General features: G+C 76.3%; 13 protein-coding genes. 6 read left to right on the forward strand and 7 right to left on the reverse strand.

What is annotated here, in order from left to right; genetic code table 11:
- The first annotated feature begins 7 nt into the window (after nt 1-7).
- Both AMOR_RS19580 and AMOR_RS19585 read left to right on the forward strand, forming a co-directional pair.
- A complete protein-coding gene (locus AMOR_RS19580) occupies nt 8-826 on the forward strand; it encodes a hypothetical protein (RefSeq protein WP_248353410.1) in 819 nt (272 codons plus the stop codon).
- Between the two features lie 58 nt (nt 827-884).
- Complete coding sequence (locus AMOR_RS19585; RefSeq protein ID WP_248353411.1) at nt 885-1,775, forward strand: alpha/beta fold hydrolase; 891 nt, start codon at nt 885-887, stop codon at nt 1,773-1,775.
- A gap of 271 nt (nt 1,776-2,046) precedes the next feature.
- On the opposite strand, the gene AMOR_RS19590 is transcribed toward AMOR_RS19585, so the two are convergent.
- Both AMOR_RS19590 and AMOR_RS19595 read right to left on the reverse strand, forming a co-directional pair.
- Complete coding sequence (locus tag AMOR_RS19590; protein WP_248353412.1) at nt 2,047-3,915, reverse strand: sulfatase-like hydrolase/transferase; 1,869 nt, start codon at nt 3,913-3,915, stop codon at nt 2,047-2,049.
- Nucleotides 3,916-3,991: 76 nt separating this feature from the next.
- Nucleotides 3,992-4,789 carry a class I SAM-dependent methyltransferase gene (locus AMOR_RS19595; protein ID WP_248353413.1) on the reverse strand — a complete coding sequence of 266 codons (798 nt, stop codon included), beginning with the start codon at nt 4,787-4,789 and terminating at the stop codon, nt 3,992-3,994.
- A 110-nt stretch (nt 4,790-4,899) separates the two neighbouring features.
- Between AMOR_RS19595 and AMOR_RS19600 the strand changes: the two genes are divergently transcribed.
- Entirely contained in the window at nt 4,900-5,112 is a 213-nt protein-coding gene (locus AMOR_RS19600; RefSeq protein WP_248353415.1) for a hypothetical protein, read from the forward strand.
- Complete coding sequence (gene nadA, locus AMOR_RS19605; protein WP_248353417.1) at nt 5,109-6,113, forward strand: quinolinate synthase NadA; 1,005 nt, start codon at nt 5,109-5,111, stop codon at nt 6,111-6,113. Before AMOR_RS19600 ends, nadA begins: the two co-directional genes overlap by 4 nt.
- 20 nt (nt 6,114-6,133) lie before the next feature.
- Here nadA and AMOR_RS19610 read toward each other — a convergent pair whose 3' ends face one another.
- On the reverse strand, nt 6,134-7,537 hold the full coding sequence (locus AMOR_RS19610) for an NCS2 family permease (protein WP_248353419.1): 1,404 nt from the start codon (nt 7,535-7,537) through the stop codon (nt 6,134-6,136).
- A 101-nt stretch (nt 7,538-7,638) separates the two neighbouring features.
- Entirely contained in the window at nt 7,639-9,744 is a 2,106-nt protein-coding gene (locus AMOR_RS19615; protein WP_248353420.1) for a S46 family peptidase, read from the reverse strand.
- A 172-nt stretch (nt 9,745-9,916) separates the two neighbouring features.
- On the opposite strand from AMOR_RS19615, the gene AMOR_RS19620 reads away from it, so the two are divergent.
- On the forward strand, nt 9,917-11,095 hold the full coding sequence (locus AMOR_RS19620) for a pyridoxal phosphate-dependent aminotransferase (RefSeq protein ID WP_248353421.1): 1,179 nt from the start codon (nt 9,917-9,919) through the stop codon (nt 11,093-11,095).
- 115 nt (nt 11,096-11,210) lie between these two features.
- The gene (locus AMOR_RS19625; RefSeq protein WP_248353422.1) at nt 11,211-12,842 is read left to right on the forward strand and encodes an MXAN_5187 family protein; all 1,632 of its coding nucleotides are present in this window, start codon (nt 11,211-11,213) and stop codon (nt 12,840-12,842) included.
- Between the two features lie 871 nt (nt 12,843-13,713).
- Here AMOR_RS19625 and AMOR_RS19630 read toward each other — a convergent pair.
- From AMOR_RS19630 to AMOR_RS19640, 3 genes are read right to left on the reverse strand one after another with little or no spacing between them, the layout of a single operon-like run.
- A complete protein-coding gene (locus AMOR_RS19630; protein ID WP_248353423.1) occupies nt 13,714-15,453 on the reverse strand; it encodes a sensor histidine kinase in 1,740 nt (579 codons plus the stop codon).
- A complete protein-coding gene (locus AMOR_RS19635; RefSeq protein ID WP_248353424.1) occupies nt 15,450-16,886 on the reverse strand; it encodes an ABC transporter substrate-binding protein in 1,437 nt (478 codons plus the stop codon). Before AMOR_RS19635 ends, AMOR_RS19630 begins: the two co-directional genes overlap by 4 nt.
- Nucleotides 16,883-18,286, reverse strand: a complete 1,404-nt coding sequence (locus AMOR_RS19640) for a VCBS repeat-containing protein (RefSeq protein ID WP_248353425.1) — start codon at nt 18,284-18,286, stop codon at nt 16,883-16,885. The genes AMOR_RS19635 and AMOR_RS19640 overlap by 4 nt, the downstream gene beginning before the upstream one ends.
- Between the last annotated feature and the right edge of the window lie 18 nt (nt 18,287-18,304).

An 18,304-nucleotide genomic window follows, 5' to 3' on the forward strand; every position in this document is an offset into this window, starting at 1 on the left:
GTGAGGCATGAGGCTGCGCGCGATGGCGGCGTGGGCGATGCTGGCGGCGTGGGGCGGGGACGCTGCCGCGGACGTTCCCCCGAACCCGAGCCCGAACGCGAATCCGGCGCTCGTGCCCGCGGCCCCTGTCCCCGGTCCCCAGGCCCCCGACCCGACCCCCCCGCCCCCGATCGCCACCGCCGCCGACCTCGGCGATTTCATCACCGGCTACTACCGCTCCCCTCGCCCGGACCGGCTCGTGGAGGCGCTCGTCGCGGCCGACCGGCTCGGCGTCGTCGGCGAGGGCACGCTCGGGCCGTTCTCCGCGTTCGCCGGCGCCGTCCTGCGGGAGCACCCCGAGCTGATCGCCTCCGGGAACCGGGCGATGCAGGGTGCCTCCACGGCGGGGCAGGTCCTGTGGTGGCAGTCGGTCTGGACGAGCGGCACGCCCGCGGCGCTCTCCGCGCTCGCCACGGCCGTCGGGGCGACCGCGCCGGTGCGCGACGCGCTCGAGGCCATGCGGGCGGCGCCTCCACCGGACCCGCTGCTCGCCGCCGTCGGGACGCCCGCGCAGCTCGACGTCCTCTGGGCGTCGTTCTTCGCGACCGGCGACGGTCGCGTCATCGTCCGGATCGCCGCCCACCTCGCCTGGAGCGAGGACGCGGATCCGCAGCGCCGCCTCGTCGGCGAGGCGGCGCGCTGGTCCCTCCGCGCGAACGCCGAGGCGCACCCGCGCGTGCGCGAGGTGCTCGAGGCGGCCGTCGCCGCCGGGGGCGAGGGGGCCGATCCCGCTCGCGTCCGGGCGCTGCTCGCGGAGAAGGGGCCGCCCGCCGCGCCGCCGCGGTAGAGGCGCGCACCTGCGCGAGAGAGGTGCGCTCGCGCCTCGAGCCGCGGTAGAAAGGGGCATGCTCGATCGACCGCGGGGCCGCGCCGCGAGGCCCCTCCCGACCGTCCTGCTGGTGCTCGCGACCGCCTGCGCCGGCGCCGCGGCGCAGCGCCCGGCCCGTCCCGCGGCGCCGCCCGAGTTCTTCATGAACGTCGACGGCACGGCCGGGAAGCTCCGCGCGTCCGTCGGTGGTGAGGGCGAGCCCGCGGTGGTGTTCGTGCACGGCCTCGGCTCGGACCTCGAGGTGTGGCGCGCGCAGCTCGATCACGTCCGGCTGCACCACGCCGCCGTGGCCTACGATCAGCGGGGTCACGGCGAGTCCGACCGCGCGTCCGACGGCGTGTACACCATCGACGCGCTGGCGGCCGATCTCGACGCCGTGATCCACGCCCTCAAGCTCCGCAGGGTGGTGCTGGTCGGCCACAGCATGTCGGGCGCGGTGCTCACGACGTACGCGGGCCGCCATCCGGACGTCGTCGCCGGGCTCGTGTACGTGGACGCGCTCGGGGATCTCCGCGGGCTGCCCAGGCCGGACGTCCAGGCGATGCTGGCGAGCGACGCGACGCGCACGACGACCCCCGCGATCCGCGAGGGCTTCGCGCAGATGCTCGGCCCGAGCGCGCGGCCCGCGACGCGCGACCAGGTGCTCGGCGCCGTCGCGCGGCTCGACCCGCCCGCGTTCGCGGCGCTGCGCCGCAGCCTGACCCAGATCTCGGCCAAGGAGCGGTTCGCGCCCTACCGCGGCCCGGCCATCGCCATCGAGGTGGGTGATCGGCCGGTCCCGTTCATGGCCGCGGCGATGCTGGGGCTGCCGCGCCTCGAGGTCTCGAACGTCTCGCACTGGCTCCAGCTCGACGAGCCCGACGCGCTGAACGGGAAGCTCGACGCGTTCCTCGCGGGGATCCGGTAGGCCCGTCGAGCGGGCCCGCCCTCCGCTACTCCGGCATCTGCACGAGGATGTCCTTCAGCGACCCCTCGACCCAGAGGTCCTTCGCGCGGTCGAGCAAGGCGAGGTACTCGCGGTCCTGCAGGAGCTTGGCGTTGATCGCCGCCGACCCCCGCGGCGGGAGCGCGGCGGAGGGGGAGCTCCGCCCGGCCGCGGGCGAGCGGGCGCCGCGTGGCCGCGTCAGCGCCGGAGCGCGGGCACGCGACCGCCGCGCGAGCCTACGAAAGCGAGCCTCTCACCGCACGAACCGTCGCATCTCGTCGAGGATGCCCATCAGCAGCCTCGGCGCGGCGCTCGGGTCCCGCGGCTCGTAGCGCGGTCCGTGAGCCGTGAGCCGGGTCGACTCGTCGATGCCGTTCGCGAACACGGTCGTGGTGTCGTCGTCCTCGATGATGGCGCACGCCGCCCAGCCGCAGACGACGGCGTGCCGGCCGTGCTCCGGCGGCTCGAGCAGCGACCGCCCGAGGGCGCGATCCGCGGCCGGGTCCTCACCTCCGAGGACCTCGACCAGCGTGGGCGCGAGGTCCACGTGCCGGGTGAGGTCGTCGCGAACGCCGGGGCCGCGGCCCGGGATCCGCAGGACGAGCGGCACGTGCCACTGTTCCTCCCCGAAGCCGGAGTTGTGGAACCAGTGCCCGCCCTCGCCGAAGGCCTCCCCGTGATCGCCCGTGATGACCACGATCGCTTCTCCAGCGCGGGGGCCGAGCGCGGCGAGCACCTCGCCGACGAGCCGATCCTCGTACCGGAGCGCGTTGCGGTAGCGGTTCCTCATGAGCACCGGGGCCGTCGAGCCCATCTCCGCGACCGCGAGGTTGGGCGCGTATGGGGCGAACGGCGCGTCTCCTGGCGGGAACGCGTAGGGGGCGTGGCTCGAGTCGAGGAAGAGCGCGAGGAGGAAGGGCGCGGTCCCGCTCGCTCGCTCACGGGCGAACGCGATGGCGGCGGCCGCAGCGGCGCGATCGCGCATGGCGCCGTCGCCCTCGAAGGCGTCGGCGATGGAGCCGGGCACCTCGGCGAACACCGTCGACCGCAGGGCGGGGTAGGTCAGGACCGCGGACGAGAACACCCCGAACGCGTAGCCGCGCGCGCGGAGCGCTGCGAGGAGCGCTGGCGGCTGCCGGGCGGCGGCGAACGCGTCGAGATACACGCCGTGAATCCCGTAGAACATGCTGAAGACGCCGAAACCGGTGCTGTTGCCGCCGCTCGCGTGCCGGCGGAACCACGTCGACTCCCGCGCGAAGCGCGCGATCACCGGCGTGGTCTCGTCGTCGAGGGCGTCGGCGCGCCAGCTCTCGAGCACGATCCAAACGATTGGCGGCGTGGGCGCGCCCGCCCGGAACCGGAGAGGCGCGAGCGGATAGCGCGGCTCACCGACCCCCGGGCGCGAACGATCGAGCAGGTCGAGCGGGTGGTGCGCGCCGCCCGCGCCGGTCAGGACGCGCCAGAGCTGCCGGACGGGGAGCGGGCCGTAGGCGGGCACCGCGGTGGCCGCGCGCGCGACGTCCGAGCGGGCGGCGACGTCGGCGGCGGCGTACACGCCGCGGTCCGCGACGAGGAGCGCGAGGGTTGCAGCGAGCGCGCGACGCCACGCGATCCGCTCGGCCCCGTCGTGCGGGCGGCGGGCCGCGCGCCGGAGGAGCGCGGCGTGCGCGGCGGCCGCCAGGCCGAGCGCGGCGGCGCACGCGGCGGCCGCGAGGGTCACGTCCTTGCGCGTGAGCTCCAGCGAGGCGAGCCCGCCCGGCGTCAGCAGCAGGTCGACGACCATCCGGTTCACGTGGAAGTGGAACAGCGCGTACACCTTCCGATCGACCTGCAGCGCGAGGTGGAGCGACGCGAACGCGACCGGCGCGGCGACCCGCAGCGCGGCGCGCGCCGCGGCCGCGAGCGTGAGCGGCAACAGCACGAGCGCCACCGCGATGCACGCGGCGAGGACCTGCGCTCCGGCCGCGACCCGGACGAACGTCGCCGAGAGGAGCCCCGGCGCGTCCGCCGCGCGCGCATAGCCTTCGGCGACGGGGAGTGCGGCGGCGGCGCTCCACAGCGCGAGCGCGAGCAGCGCCCGGCGGTGGACGACGGCGTCGGGTGGCGGGCACGGGACGGGCATGCGACGGGCGCCGATCATCATACAGGGGCCCGGGGCGGCGAGGAGCGCCGCTCGCGTCGGGGGAACCGCGGCGCCCTCAGCGCCCGAGCGCGGGCACGCGCGCGTAGTACCGGTGCGCGCCGCGCGCGCTCGGCAGCGGCACGAGGCCGAGGCGCGCGAGGTCCCAGCCCGGCGCGCCGTCCTTCACGACGACCCACCGGCGGGCCACCCGCCGCGCGGCGTCGAGCGCCTCCGGCGCGAGCGGCCGCGCGTCCGCGAGACGCCGGACCACGTCGAACCCGCCGGGCTCGGCGCGGGCGTGGCGGAACATCGGGTCGAAGACGACGACGTCGAAGCTCGCCGGCGCCGCGGCCGAGAGGAACGCGAGGTGATCCGCGTGCTGGACCTCGACGCGCCGAGCGGGCTCGAGCGGGAGGCGCCGCATCCCCTCGCCGGTCCAGGCGGCGAGGGCGCGCGAGGACTCGAGGCCGACGACCCGCCCGCGCGGTCCGGCGGCGGCGGCGGCGACGAGCGCGTCCGCGCCGAGCCCCGCGGTGCAGTCGAGCACGGCATCCCCCGGCTCGATGCCGGCGGCCTCGGCGAACGGGTCGTGCGTCGTCGCGTCCGCCCGGCTCCCCGCCCGCCGGGCGAGGACCCGCTTCATCCGGAGCGCGCCCATGCCCGGCGACCAGGCGTGCTCGGCGCCGCCGGCGACCAGCACCGCCTTCGTGGACGAGAGGACGAGGGCCGCGTCGGCGCCCGCGGCGGCGACCACGCGCGAGAGGGGGCGCCGCTCGCGCGCGACGAACGGGAGCCCGTAGCGCCCGGCCGCCGCGATGGCCGCCTGCGCCTCGTCGGGGGCGGGGTGCAGCGGGGTGGTGACGACCAGGTCCACGCGGGGGAGGCTCGCCCGGCGCGGGCCCCCGCGCAAGGGCGCCGGCGGGGTTGCGCCGGCGCGTCGGGGCGGCTAGGATCTTCGCCTACTCAAGAGTTATATAAATCGTCATGAAAAAGACCAGCGGGAACGGGCGCGCCGCGAAGGTGCGCAGCTTCTCGGCCACCGACGAGGACGCGGCCATGCTCGACGCCGTGGCCCGTTACCACGGCTTCTCCAAGTCGGCGACGCTCGTCGGCCTCGTGCGGCGGGAGTTCTGGCGCCTCTTTCCCGCCGGCACGGGCGACATCAAGCCCGCGCGCGGCGCCCGGGTGAAAGCATGAGCCTCCCCGTCGTGCCCATCCACGATCCCGTCGCGAACCCCGCCTCCGGCAGCGATCTCGCCGCCGCGGACGTCGCCTCCCTCGAGGAGGAGATCCGCGCCCTGGCCCGGGAGAAGGACGCGGTCATCCTCGCCCACAACTACCAGCTGCCCGAGGTCCAGAAGATCGCCGACCACGTCGGCGACTCGCTGCAGCTCGCCATCATAGGCAAGAAGGTCCCGCAGGCGACCATCGTGTTCTGTGGCGTCCACTTCATGGCGGAGTCGGCCAAGGTGCTCGCCCCGGAGAAGCGGGTCCTCCTGCCGAACCTGTCCGCCGGCTGCTCCCTCGCGGACTCGATCACGGCCGAGTCCCTCGAGGACTGGAAGGCGCGGTACCCCGAGCACGCCGTCGTGACGTACGTGAACTCCACCGCGGAGGTGAAGGCGCTGTCGGACATCTGCTGCACGAGCGCGAACGCCGCGTCGGTGGTGCGGTCGCTGCCCCAGAAGAAGATCCTCTTCACGCCCGACAAGAACCTCGGGAAGTGGGTGGCGGCGAAGGTCCCGGAGAAGGAGGTCGTGGTGTACGACGGTTGCTGCCCCGTGCACGACGTCCTCCGCGCCGCGAGCGTGAACCGCGTCAAGGCCGCGAAGCCCGAGGCCGTCGTCATCGCGCATCCCGAGTGCCGCGCCGACGTCGTGGAGATCGCCGACGAGGTGTGCTCGACGACGGCGATGCTCACCGCGGTCGAGCGCCACCCGCAGGCGCACACCTTCATCGTCGCGACGGAGCACGGCATCGTCTACCAGATGAAGAAGCGCTGGCCCGACAGGGAGTTCATCGTGGCCGACGGCTGCATCGGGTGCCGGATGCACTGTCCGTACATGAAGATGATCGACCTCGTCATGGTCCGGGACGCGCTCGTCCGCGGGAAGCACGAGGTGCAGGTCGAGCTCGACGTCGCCGCCGGGGCGCGCCGCGCGCTCGAGCGGATGATCGCGGTGCCGCGGGACGCGTAGCGGGGGGATCCCGCGCCGGGTCACGCCAGCGCGAAGTACACGACGAACGCGACGGCGGCCCCCGCCATGAGCGGGTGGACCTCGCGCGTCCGCCCCGTGGCGAGCTTCAGCACGACGAAGGTGACGAACCCCGCCCCGATGCCGTTCGTGATCGAGTACGTGAACGGCATCACGGTGAGCGTCAGGAACGCCGGGATCGCCTCGGTGAAGTCGTCCCAGGGGAGCGAGCCGACCTCGCGCATCATCAGGAATCCCACGAGCACGAGCACCGCCCCGGTCGCCTGCGGCGGGACCACCGCCGCGAGCGGCGAGATGAACAGGCAGAGGGCGAACAGGAGCCCGGTCACGACCGACGTGAGCCCGGTGCGCCCGCCCGCGGCGGCGCCGGACGCGCTCTCGACGTAGGTCGTCGCGGAGCTCGCGCCCGCCGCGCCGCCCGCGACCGCGGCGAGCGAGTCGATGAGCAGCACCGTCCCCGGTCGCGGGAAGTTGCCCTGCGCGTCGAGGTACTTCGCCTCCTGCCCGACCGCGACGACGGTCCCCACCGTGTCGAAGAAGTCGGAGAGCATGAGGGAGAAGACCACCAGGATCGCCGCCGCGGGGCCCATCGCGCCGAAGAAGGAGAAGCTGAACTTGCCCAGCTGGCCGAAGTCGGGGAGGGCGACCGGCGACGACGGCAGGACCACCTCGAACGGCTTGAACCCGGCCGCGCTCCCGAGGAGCGCCTTCGCAACGACCGCGACGACGGTCGACGCGCCGATGCCGATGAGGAGCGCGCCGCGGACGTTCCGGGCGAGGAGCCACGCGGTGAGGAGGAGCGTGGCCACGAAGAGCAGCGCCGGGAAGCCGCGGAGGTGACCGGCGGTCCCGAGCGCCACCGGGACCGGATCGGCGGGGCTGCGCGACACGAACCCCGCGTCCACGAACCCGATGATCCCGAGGAACAGCCCGATGCCGATCCCGATGGCGCGCTTCATGGCCATCGGCACGGCGCGGACGACGGCCTGCCGGAGCCCGGTCGCGACGAGCGTCGTGATCGCGAGGCCCTCGGCGACGATGACGCCCATGGCCTGCGGCCAGGTGAGGCCGCGCGCCGCGACGAGCTGGAATGCGACGACCGAGTTCAGGCCCATCCCCGCCGCGAGCGCGAGGGGGAGGTTCGCGAGGAGCCCCATCGCCACGGTCATGACCGCGGCGACGAGCGCGGTCGAGGTGAGGATCGCCGCGTGCGAGAGCTGGGCGCCCGTCACGTCCTTCGGGCCGCCGAGGATCGCGGGGTTCACGAAGACGATGTACGCCATCGTGACGAACGTGGTGGCGCCCGCGAGGACCTCGCGCCGGGCGGTGGTCCCGCGGGCGGTGAGGCCGAAGAAGGCGTCGAGGCCGGAGGCGCGGGTCGCGCGGGCGACGGTCGGGTTCTCCATGCGTGCGATATAAGCCGCCGCCCCGCGCGGGCCCGAGCGGAAAAGCGAAGCCCCTCCCCCGCCGGCACCGGCAGGGGAGGGGCGGTGGGGACGGGCGCCCGCTACTGCGCGCCCGTGGCGGCCGCGGCGCGGCCCGGTGCGCCCGACGGCGCACCGCGGAGCTCGTCGACGATCCGCGTCGCGCCGTAGATCTTCGAGAGCGCCTCGATGAGCGCGCGCGAGTCCACCGCGACGGTGCGGTTCACGGCCTCGTCGAACCCGTAGTCTCCGCCCAGCGACAGGATGTTCCCGTCGAAGACGAGGCCGACGATCTGGAGGTCCTTGTCGAACACGGGCGACCCGGAGTTGCCGCCGATGATGTCGTTCGTCGTCACGAAATCGAACGGCGTCGCGAGCTCGACGTGGTCCCTGGCCGTGATCCAGGAGGGCGGGAGCGCGAACGGGTCGCGCCCGGTCGCGCGCTCGTACCCGCCGGCGAAGGTCGTGAACGGCGCGATCTCGCGGTCGCCCTCGCGCCAGCCCTTCACCTGACCGTACGAGAGCCGGAGCGTGAACGTCGCGTCGGGGTACGTCGAGCGGCCGTACGCCGCGAAGCGGGCCTCGGCGATGAGCCCCTGGTTCTTCTTCTCGACCGCCTCGACCTCGTCCTCGTAGACCTTCCGGATCGCCCGCGCGTCGGCGTCGGAAAGGCGCGCGAGCGCGACCATCGGATCGGCGCTGGCCGCGATCGCCGCGGCGCCGCCGTCCCAGAGCTTCCGGCGGGCCGCGACGTCCCTGAGCTGCGTCCCGTCCACCACGTGCTGCGCGATCTCGTCGGGAGACTCCTTCCCGAGGAGCTTCTTCACCGCGGGGTGATCGGCCCCGAGGAGCTCGCGGACCTTGGTGAGCCAGAAGGCGAGCCGGAGCTTCTCGAAGTCGAGGTTGACGGGCGCCGCGCTGAAGAGCTCCTGCTCGAGCGCAGGCAGCGCCGACTGGTGGTAGTCGCTGAGCCGCTCACCGTCGGGCTTCGCCCGCTCTTCGCCGCCGCGCACCAGGTGGCGCGCGATCCAGAAGAGGTCGCCGCCGATCCGCGGGCGACCGCCCAGGGCCTCGAGCCACGTGTACGGGCGGCGGATCTGCTCGTACCGCGCCTGGGCCTTCGCGATGGCGTCGAACGCGGGGAGGTACCGCCGGGCCTTCGCCGGATCCTTCGAGATCCGGGCGCGGAGCGCCTCCTCCTCCTTCACCTTCTGCCCGAAGAACGCCGGATCGCGGAGCGCGTCGAACATTCCGCGGCGGGCCTTCACGCTGTTCTCCGTGTAGAACAGCCGCGCCGTCGAGACGCGCTTCTGCTCGGGTCCGAGGAGCTGGAAGCCGCTGATGAGCCCGCGCTCCTCCGCGAGCCGCTGCAGGATGTCCGGCATCGAGAAGTCCCGGAGCTCCTTCAGCTGGGCGATGGTGAGCAGGCGGTCCGTCCGGCCCGGGTGGCCGGACACGAACGTGAGCTCGCCCGCCTTCGCTCCCGCCGGGGACCAGCGGAAGTGGTTCGGCGTCTTGGCGGGCTTCCCGCCGTCGTAGACGCGGAGGAAGGAGACGTCGAGGTCGTACCGCGGGAACATGAAGTTGTCCGGGTCGCCGCCGAAGAACGCGATGGCGAACTCGGGCGCGAACACGAGGCGGACGTCCTGGAAGCGGCGGTAGCGGTACAGGCCGTACTCGCCGCCGTGGTACAGCGTCACGACCTCGCACCGGAGCGACGCGTCGGTCTGGCACTCCCGCTCGAGCGCCGCCTTCTCCGCCTGGAACGCGGCCGTGAACCGGGCGCCCTCCGCGCCGGCGGTGGCCTTCTGGATCCGGGCGGTGACGTCCGTGATCGCGAGGAGCTGGTTCACCTCGATCTCGGGGCACTTCACCTCGTCCGCGCCGGTCTTCGCGTAGAAGCCGTCCTTCACGAAGTCCTTCTGCGCGGTCGAGAGCTGCTCGATGCACTCGTGCGCGCAGTGGTGGTTCGTCATCACGAGGCCGTCCTCGGAGACGAAGCTCGCCGAGCACCCGCCGGCGAGGCGCGCGGAGGCGAGGCGGGCCTGCTCGAGCCACGCGGGCGTCGGCGTGAAGCCGTACTTCTTCGCGACCCGGCTCGACGGGAAGTTGTCGTACGTCCACATGCCCTCGTCGGCGGTCGCGAGGAACGGCGCGGCGACGAGGAGCAGGGTGATGAGTCTCTTCATCGGTGGTCTCCGGGGAGAGGAGGTCGAGGCCCCGTCCACTCCGGAGAGAGCCCCTCGATGCGCGGACCCCGTGAATGTAGGGTCGGTCGATTGATGAGTCGAGAAGCAGGCGAACGTGACATCTCCCGCCCGGCGACCGCGCGGGGGCGAGCGGCGCTACGATGCCCGGGTGATGCTCTCGCGCCGAACCGGCTGGAACCTCGCGGGCAACCGGCTCGCGGCCCGGCTCGACGCGGCGCGTAGCGCGGGGCGGCCGCTCCTCGATCTCGCCGAGTCCAATCCGACCCGGGCCGGGCTCGCCTGGCCTGCGGATGCGCTCGGGGCGGCGCTCTCGGACCCGCGGATCGCGGCCTACGACCCCGAGCCGCGGGGGCTGCCCGCGGCGCGGGAGGCGGTCGCGGCGTACCTCGCCGCGCGCGGCCACGCCGTCGACCCGGGGCGGATCGTGCTCACGGCGTCCACGAGCGAGGGGTACGCGCTCCTGCTGAAGCTCCTCTGCGACCCCGGCGACGAGGTCCTCGTGCCGGCCCCGAGCTATCCGCTCCTCGACCTGCTCGCCGACCTCGAGTCGGTCCGGCTCGTCCGGTACCCGCTCCGCTACGACGGCGCGTGGCACCTGGACGTCCCCGCGCTCGAGGCCGCGGTGACGGCGAGCACGCGCGCGGTCGTGGTCGTGTCGCCGTCGAACCCCACCGGCGCGGTGCTCGGCGCCGCCGAGCGGGAGGCGATCGACCGCCTGTGTGCCGCGCGCGACCTCGCGCTCGTCGGCGACGAGGTGTTCGCGGACACCGCCCTGGTCCCGCCCGCGGGCGTGCTCGGCGCCTCGCGCGCGCTCGCGTTCCACCTGTCCGGCCTGTCGAAGGTGTGCGGGCTCCCGCAGGTGAAGGCGGCGTGGATCGCCGCCGGCGGTCCGGAAGCGCCCGTCGCGGCCGCGCTGGAGCGGCTCGAGGTGATCGCGGACGCCTACCTGTCGATCTCCGGCCCCGCGCAGCTCGCGCTGCCCCGCCTCCTCGCGGACCGGGAGCGGTTCCTCGGGCCGCTCCGCGCGCGGCTCGCGGCGAACCGGGCGGCGCTGGCCGCGGCGGCGTCTGGCGCCCCGTTCGACGCGCTCCCGTCGGCGGGCGGCTGGAGCGCGGTCCTCAGGATCGGCGAGACCATCGACGAGGAGGGGCTCTGCCTGGCGCTGCTCGACGACGGCGTGGCGGTGCAGCCCGGCTTCTTCTACGACTTCGAGCGCGCCGGGCACCTGGTCGTGTCGCTCCTCGCGCCGCCGGATGCCTTCGCCGCGGGGCTCGCCCGCGTCCGCGATCGCGTCGCTCGCGCAGCCGCCGGGATCTGGGACCCGAAGTGAAATCTCACCTTGGGCGAAAGCGGGGAATTCCTCCCTCTTTCCGCGGATGAACGTGCGCCTGCTCGCTCTGCCGCTCGTTTGACACCCCCTCGGTCCCCGCCTATAAGGGCGGACGATGAACCGGCTCAAGGTCTGGCTCTTCGTGCTGCTCGTGGGCGCCGCAGCGGTTGCGGCGGTGTGGTTCACGGCCGTCGCCGAGCGAGGCGTCGCCACGCGCGCGCTGGATGCGCGCCTCGAGGCGGCCTCGGCGCAGCTCACGCTCGCGGTCCGCGCGCTCTCGAACGAGACCGCGTCGGTCGCCGCCCTCGCCGCGCGCGACCCGAAGCTCGTCGAGCTCCTCCACGCCAAGGAGGCCCCGTCGCCCCGCGGCCGCAGGACCCCGCCCCCCGCGGCCGATCCCGCCGCCGAGGAGGCCGCGATCCAGGCCGCCGCCCACGCCGCGCGCGCCGCCGCCGAGCAGGCGGCCGGGTTCGCGGTCTCCGACGGCACGACGATCGTCGCAGCGAGCCGCGAGGCCTACGCGCGCAAGGCGCAGGACGCGGGCGCCGGCGAGAAGGAGCTCGTGGACGCCCTCGGCGCCGCCGTCGGCGGCGAGACCCGGCGCGGCTGGATCCGCTGGTCCGAGAAGCTCTGGTATGCGGCCGCCGTCCCGGCCGGCGAGGGCGCGGGGCTCGTCCTGCTCCAGCCGGTCGACGCCGAGTGGCTGCGCGCCGCGATGGCCGGGGCGGGCGCCGAGCTCGTCGTGGTCGCGCCCGACGTGAAGCCGATCTCGGCGGGCGCCCGCGACGTCGCGGCGCTCGTCGCGGTCGCGTCCCGCGCCGGCGCGGCGAGGGACGTCGGACGCCTCGCCCCCGCGTTCGTGAACGTGCTCGGGTTCCGCATCCAGAAGCCCAGCCTCCTGTTCCTCTCCGGCGCGCCGGCGAACCGGGCGCTCACCTTCCCCGTGCCGGGGCTGGCGGGCGGCACCGCGGTCGCGGCGGCTCCCACGGCCGCGGTCCTCGCGCCCTTCCTCGACGTGCAGTGGACGCTCCTCGCCGGCGCCCTCGCGCTGGTGGTGATCGGCTTCCTGTTCGGGCTGCTCGTCCGGCCCGCCGAGGTCGCCGCACCGGTGCCGCCCGACCTGCTCGCGGCCGCCGACAAGATCCGCCGCGGCGATCTCAACGCCCGCGCGCCCGTGCTCGCCGGCCAGCTCGGCACGGTGTCCGCGGCGATGAACCAGGCGCTCGACGCCGCGGCAGCGGCCGCCCGCGCGCCCGCGCCCTCCCTCACGCAGGAGTTCTTCGCCGGGGGCGAGAAGCCCGCCCTGACGCCCGACCCGCCCGCGTTCGAGTTCCCGGTCCGCCCGCGCGCGGCGCCCGCGGCCGATCCCGCGCCGGCGCCGGCGGCCACCGGCCCCACGCTCGGAGGCGGCGCGTTCGAGGCCGCTCCCGTCCCCGCGCCGGCCCGCGCGGTTCCCACGCCCGCGCCGGTCGCGGCCGCCCCGGCGCTGCTCCAGGCCGCGGCCCGCGCCGCCCCGCCCGCCGAGGCCGGCGGCGAGGAGCAGCACTGGCGGGACGTCTTCCAGGACTTCCTCCGCGTCCGCACCGAGTGCGGCGAGCCCGCGGAGGGGCTGACCTTCGAGCGGTTCCGCGCGAAGCTCGAGTCGAACAAGGCGACCCTGGTCGCGAAGTACGCGTGCCGGACGGTGCGGTTCCAGGTCTATGTGAAGGAAGGCAAGGCGGCGCTGAAGGCGACGCCGGTGCGGTAACGGCCTTCCAGCTGAGCGGGACGTTTCGGCCGGGCGCGCCCTCTGGGGCGCGCCCGGTCTCGTTTTCCGGGGCGGGAGGGATCGGGGGCGGGCGGGATCGGGGGCGGGGTCGTGGGTCGGGATCGGGGGCGGGGGCGGGCGGGATCGGGGTCGGGATCGAGGGCGGCGTCGGGGTCGGGATCGGGGGCGGCGCCGGGGTCGGTGGCGGGCGGGATCGGGGGCGGGCGGGATCGGGGTCGGGGTGCGATCGCCGTCGGCGAGAGGATTCCTCCCTCTCCCCCCGCGAAGCGAAGCGCAGCGGGGGGAGAGGGGTGGGGTGAGGGGGGCCGCCTGCCGCTCGCCATCCGACTCGCCTTTCGTCAGAGGCTCGAACCGCACGCGTGAAACGACGAACGTCACTGGGTGCCGGCCTGCGTGACGGCGGCTCCTCGCCGCGCGCAGGCTATGACTGAGAGCGAAACGTGCGAGTGAGGCAAGCGGCCCCCCTCACCCCGACCCTCTCCCCCCACACTGCGGGGGGAGAGGGGGAACTACTCCAGGCGCTCGCGCTCCGTTCGCGTCATAGTCGCGTCCTGCTCGCGATCGTTCGCGTTCGCTCCCGCCCCCGTTCGCGTCCCCGTTCCCGCCCCCGTTCGCGACCCCGTTCCCGCTCCCGTTCGCGTTCGCTCCCGCTCCCGTTCGCGACCCCGTTCCCGTTCCCGTTCGCGCTCCATTCGCGGTCGACCTCGACGTCGCCGCGCAGTCGCACTCGGGGTCGGCTGACCGCGTCGGGGTCAGTCAGGGGATCGGTCCAGGGCCACCGGTCGCGGGACGCGAGTCCCGGGCACGGAGAAGGCGGGTACGGTCACGGCCACGAGGAGGGCGCCCGTTCTCACGCCTTGGCCGCCACCCCCGCGCCCGCCGCGACCGGCAACGTCAGCGTGAACGTCGCACCCTCTCCCTCCCTGGATGCCACCTCGAGCGCTCCGCCGTGCTCCTCCGCGATCCGCCGCGCGATGGCGAGCCCGAGGCCGGTCCCCCCTTCCTTCGTCGTGAAGTAGGGCTCGAACACGCGGTCGAGGTCCTCCGCCGGGACCCCGGCACCGGAGTCCGCCACCTCGAACGCGACCGCGTCCCCGGCGCGCCGGGCGGCGAGGCGGAGCGTGCCGCCGGCGGGCATCGCGTCGAGCGCGTTCCGGACGAGGTTCAGGAGGACCTGGAGCACCTGGTCGCGGTCCGCGAGGACGGCGGGGAGGCCCGGCGCGATCTCGCGGCGGACCTCGACGCCGGGCGGCGGCGCGGGGAAGAGCGCGAGCACGGCGGCGACGAGATCCTCCGCCGCGACGGGCTCCTTCTCCGGGGCGGGGAGGCGCGCGAACCGGCTGAACTCGTCCACGATCCGCTTGAGGCGCCGAACCTCCTCGCCGATCGCCTGCGTGCCCTCGTCGAAGATCTCCGGGAAGTCGGCGCGTCCCTTCGCGTGCGCGTCGCGGAGGGTCTCGACGCTCATCGCGATGGGCGTGAGCGGGTTCTTGATCTCGTGCGCCAGGCGCCGCGCCACCTCGCGCCACGCGGCGATCCGCTCCGCCTGCGCGAGCTTCGCGCGCCCGGCGACGAGGTCCTGGGTCATCGCGTTGAACGCCCGGACGAGCTCCCCGACCTCGCCCGCCGCGCGGACCTCGACGTGGGCGCCGAGGTCGCCGCCCGCGACGCGCGCCGCGCCGGCGCGGAGCGCCTCGAGGGGCCGCGTGACGCGCGCGGCGAGCAGGGTGCCGACCGCGGCGGCGGCGGCCGTCCCGAGGCCGAGCGCGGCGAGGAACGCGAGCACCACCGTCGCGCCCGCCCGGACGAGCCCCTCCGACGCGACCGACACGTCCACCCGGGCGATCGGTGCCTCCGGCGGACCGACCGGGAACGTCCGGCGCGCCGCGCCGAGGCCCCCGAAGACGCGCGCCAGCCGCCGCCACAGGCGCGATCCCTCCGCGCCGGGCGCGCCGGCCTCGGCGAGCACCGCGCCGTCCGCGCCGCGGATCGCGACCTCGCCGCCGGTGAGCGCCGCGAGGCGCTCGGCGCGCTCGGCTCCCAGCGCGAGCCCGCCCACGACCCGGAGCGCGGGCGCGGCGGGGGCCGGCGTCCAGGCGACGACGGCGAGGACCGGCGCGACGCCCTCCGGGCCGGCGCGCGAGACCAGCCGCGGGACGGCGCGGCCCGCCGGCGCCGTCGCGAGCAGCCCGCCCAGCTCGGGGTCGACGTCCCCGGCGCGGCCGGGGAGGTGGCCCGACGACACGACCCGCCCGTCGGCGTCCACGAGGGCGAGGACGTCGAGGCCGCGCGAGGTCATCCACTCGCCGGCGCGTCCGGCCGCCTCGGCGGGCGGGAGCAGTCCCGCGTCGCGCTCGCGGGCGAAGGCCTCCAGCTCCGGCGCGCGGGCGAGATCCCGGACGGCGGCCGCGGCGTCGTCGCCGAGCCGGTCGAGCTCGCCCTGGAGCGCGGCGGCGGCGCCGTCGAGGCGGGCGGCGTGCTCCGACGCCAGGGCTCGGGCGAGCGCGCGCGAGACCGGCACGAGGGCGGCGGCGAGCGGCACCGCCGCGAACAGCGCGAACGCGACGGCGAGCTTCGTGCGGAGCGTCATCGGCCGCCTCCGAGGAGCCACAGGTCGCCGGGGTCGACGCCGCCGTCGGGCCGCGGGGCGACGCCCTGGAGCGCCGGCGCCGCGCTCGCGCGGAGCCCGGTCGCGACGAGCGGGACCACGTCGAGGGCGCGGGCGAGCCCGGCGAGCCGGTCGCGCAGGCTCTCCGGCGGCGCGCCGGCGAGGTCGGCCATCGCGCGCCGCGCCGCAGCCGGGCCGCGGACGGCGAGCGCGATCTCGCCCGCCGCGAGCGCCGGGGCGAGCGCGAGCACCGGCACGGGCACGAGCGCGACGTCGTAGTCCTCGGCCGCCACGCGCGCGGCGAACCGCGCGGCCGGCTCCTCCTCCACGCTCGCCCGGACGCCGCGATCGAACAGCTTCACCTGGAGCCGCTCCGCCAGCGCGCGCTGATCGGGCACGCCCGCCGACACGAGCAGGACGACGCGCGCGGGCGGCGGACCGCCGCCTCCGTCGGGCTCCGGCGCCCGCTGCCCGGCGATCAGCGCCGGCGGGACGACCGTCTCGAGCGGCGCCGCCGGGCCGCGCGCGAACAGCCGCGCGAGCTCGCCGCGGTCCACGCGCGCCAGGGCGCGCCGGACCGCAGGCGCGCCGGCCCCGAGGCGGGGGCCGTTCACGGCGGCGACCGTCGCGAGCAGCGCCGGGGTCGCGCCCGCCGCGACGCCGCCCGCGGGCTCGGGGCGGAGGACGAGGTCCACGTCGCCCGCGCCGAGCGCGCGCGCCGCGCCGCGGGCGTCGGCGCCCGAGAGCACGAGCGCGTCCGCGAACGGCCGCCCGCGCCGGGCGTTCGGGTTCGGCGCGAGCCGCGCCTGCCGCGCGTCCTGCGTCACGAGCACGAACGGGCCGGCGCCCGCGCCCCGCGGCGAGACCACCGAGGCGGGCAGCGTCGCGAGCGCCCACGGGAACTCCGGCAGCGGGAAGGCGAGGGTGACGAGCAGCTCGCGCTCCGAGAGCACCTGCAGCCCCGCCATCACCGGCGCCCGGCCCTCGAGCACCGCGTCCGCGCCGAGGATCGGCAGCGCCACCCAGGCGTGCGGCGACGGCGGCTCGCGCGCGAGCAGCCGCGCGAGGCTCGCGCCCACGTCGGCGGCCGTGATCGGCGTCCCGTCGGAGAAGCGCAGCCCGGGCGCGAGCCGGAGCCGGAACGCGCGGGCGCCCGCCTCGGGCAGCGGAACCTCGGCGAGCAGCCCCGGCGCGAGCCTCCCGTCGGGGCCCACGTCGAGGAGCGGCGCGTGCAGCGCGCGGACCGCCGCGAGGTCCGCCGGCTCCCAGGCGCGGGCCGGATCGAGGACGCGCGGGACGGCGGGCAGGGACATCCGCACCGTCCCGCCGTACGCGGGCCGGACGCCCGCGAGCGCGGGCGCGGCGAGGAGGGCGGCCGCGGCGGCCGCCGCGAGCCGGCGAGCCGGCGAGCTCATGGCGCCTCCCTGGGATCGGTGGTGACGATCCAGAGGTCGGTCGCCACCTTGCCGCCCGGCGCCGTGACGACGGCGGCGAGCACCGCGTCGTCCACGCCGTCTCCGGTGAGGTCGCCCGCGGCGCCGGCGAGGATGACGCCGTCGACGGGCGGCGACTCGAGCAGGAGCGGCGCCTCGGCGCGCGGCGCGAGGATCCGCACGCGATCCGGGCCGGCGACGGAGGGCGCGGAGGCGATCACCTCCGCGGTGCCGTCGCCGTCGAGGTCGGCGAGCGCGAACCCCGCGCCGACGCCGTCGAGCGGTGCGCCCGCGGGACCGAGGTCCTGGCCGAGCAGCTCGAGCCGCAGGTCCTGGCCGAGCGCGGCGAAGGCGAGGGGACCGCCGCGCGGCGCGGCGGCGACGCCGTAGAGGAGGCGGGACGACCGCGGGCGCGCCTCCGGATCCGAGAAGGGCGAGAGCACGTCGAGCAGGACGCCCGTCCCGGGCGCGAACGCGCCGAAGAGGCGCGCGCCCTCCGCCGCGCAGAGGGGCGGCGTCGAGATCGTGCCCGCGGGCTCGAGGCGGCCGCCGCGCACCGCGAGCACGTCGCCCTGCGGAGCGCCGGCGTGTTGCACGGCGATCCGCCCCCCGCCGAACGCGCCGACCGCGATCGCCGCGGCCGGGTCGCGGACCGGCCGCGCCGCGGCGGCGTCGAGCGCGCGGGCCGCCACCGGCGCGCCCGTCGCGGAGAGCACGAGGTCCGCGTCCGGCGTCGCAACGGCGATCACCACGCCGCCGGCCTCGGGAACCTCGCCGATCGCGAGGGCGAGGACGCGCCCCTCGACGCGCGCGAGCCGCCGGACCGCCGCGAACGGCGCGCCGGGCGGGCGGCCCTCGCGGCCGAGGAGGAGCGTCTCGGGATCGGCGGGCGCGCGGGCCTGCACCACCCGCGGCGGGATCGCGCGCGCGCCGGGCCGGCGTTGCAGGAAGAAGGAAGCCCACGCCGGCACGAGCTCGCCGACGAGCGCCAGCTCGCGCCGGCCCGGGACGAGCCCGGCCTGCACGCGGAGGAGCCAGTCCTGGCCGCCGGAGCGCGCGGCCAGCTCGGCGTCGGCGGCACCGCGGAGCGGCGTGACCGCGTACCCGCGCCGCGCGAGCGCCGCCTCGACCGCGGCCTCGACGGGAGCGGCGAGGGCGGGGACGCGCGCCTCCACCGCGAGGGCGAGGGCGCGGCGGCCCTCGGCGGGCGGGCCGATGCCGTCCGCGAGCCCCTCGGCGGCGGCGGTCAGCGCCGGCGGCTGGGCGGCCGCGCGGGTGGACGCGGCTCCGTCCGCTCGCCCCGAGCCTGGCGAAGGGCGATCGGCAGCGCGCGTGCCTGGCGCGGTGGCGAGGACGGCGACGGCGAAAGCGAGGAGGCGCATCGAGCCTCCCTCCATCTC

Source organism: Anaeromyxobacter oryzae (assembly GCF_023169945.1).
GTDB classification, from domain to species: Bacteria; Myxococcota; Myxococcia; order Myxococcales; family Anaeromyxobacteraceae; genus Anaeromyxobacter; species Anaeromyxobacter oryzae.

Coding starts and splice junctions, on each gene's coding strand:
- AMOR_RS19580 (WP_248353410.1), top strand. CDS start 8: ATGAGGCTGCGCGCGATGGCGGCGTGGGCGATGCTGGCGGCGTGGGGC.
- AMOR_RS19630 (WP_248353423.1), bottom strand. CDS start 15,453: ATGACGCTCCGCACGAAGCTCGCCGTCGCGTTCGCGCTGTTCGCGGCG.
- AMOR_RS19620 (WP_248353421.1), top strand. CDS start 9,917: ATGCTCTCGCGCCGAACCGGCTGGAACCTCGCGGGCAACCGGCTCGCG.
- nadA (WP_248353417.1), top strand. CDS start 5,109: ATGAGCCTCCCCGTCGTGCCCATCCACGATCCCGTCGCGAACCCCGCC.
- AMOR_RS19640 (WP_248353425.1), bottom strand. CDS start 18,286: ATGCGCCTCCTCGCTTTCGCCGTCGCCGTCCTCGCCACCGCGCCAGGC.
- AMOR_RS19635 (WP_248353424.1), bottom strand. CDS start 16,886: ATGAGCTCGCCGGCTCGCCGGCTCGCGGCGGCCGCCGCGGCCGCCCTC.
- AMOR_RS19625 (WP_248353422.1), top strand. CDS start 11,211: ATGAACCGGCTCAAGGTCTGGCTCTTCGTGCTGCTCGTGGGCGCCGCA.
- AMOR_RS19600 (WP_248353415.1), top strand. CDS start 4,900: ATGAAAAAGACCAGCGGGAACGGGCGCGCCGCGAAGGTGCGCAGCTTC.
- AMOR_RS19615 (WP_248353420.1), bottom strand. CDS start 9,744: ATGAAGAGACTCATCACCCTGCTCCTCGTCGCCGCGCCGTTCCTCGCG.
- AMOR_RS19590 (WP_248353412.1), bottom strand. CDS start 3,915: ATGCCCGTCCCGTGCCCGCCACCCGACGCCGTCGTCCACCGCCGGGCG.
- AMOR_RS19585 (WP_248353411.1), top strand. CDS start 885: ATGCTCGATCGACCGCGGGGCCGCGCCGCGAGGCCCCTCCCGACCGTC.
- AMOR_RS19610 (WP_248353419.1), bottom strand. CDS start 7,537: ATGGAGAACCCGACCGTCGCCCGCGCGACCCGCGCCTCCGGCCTCGAC.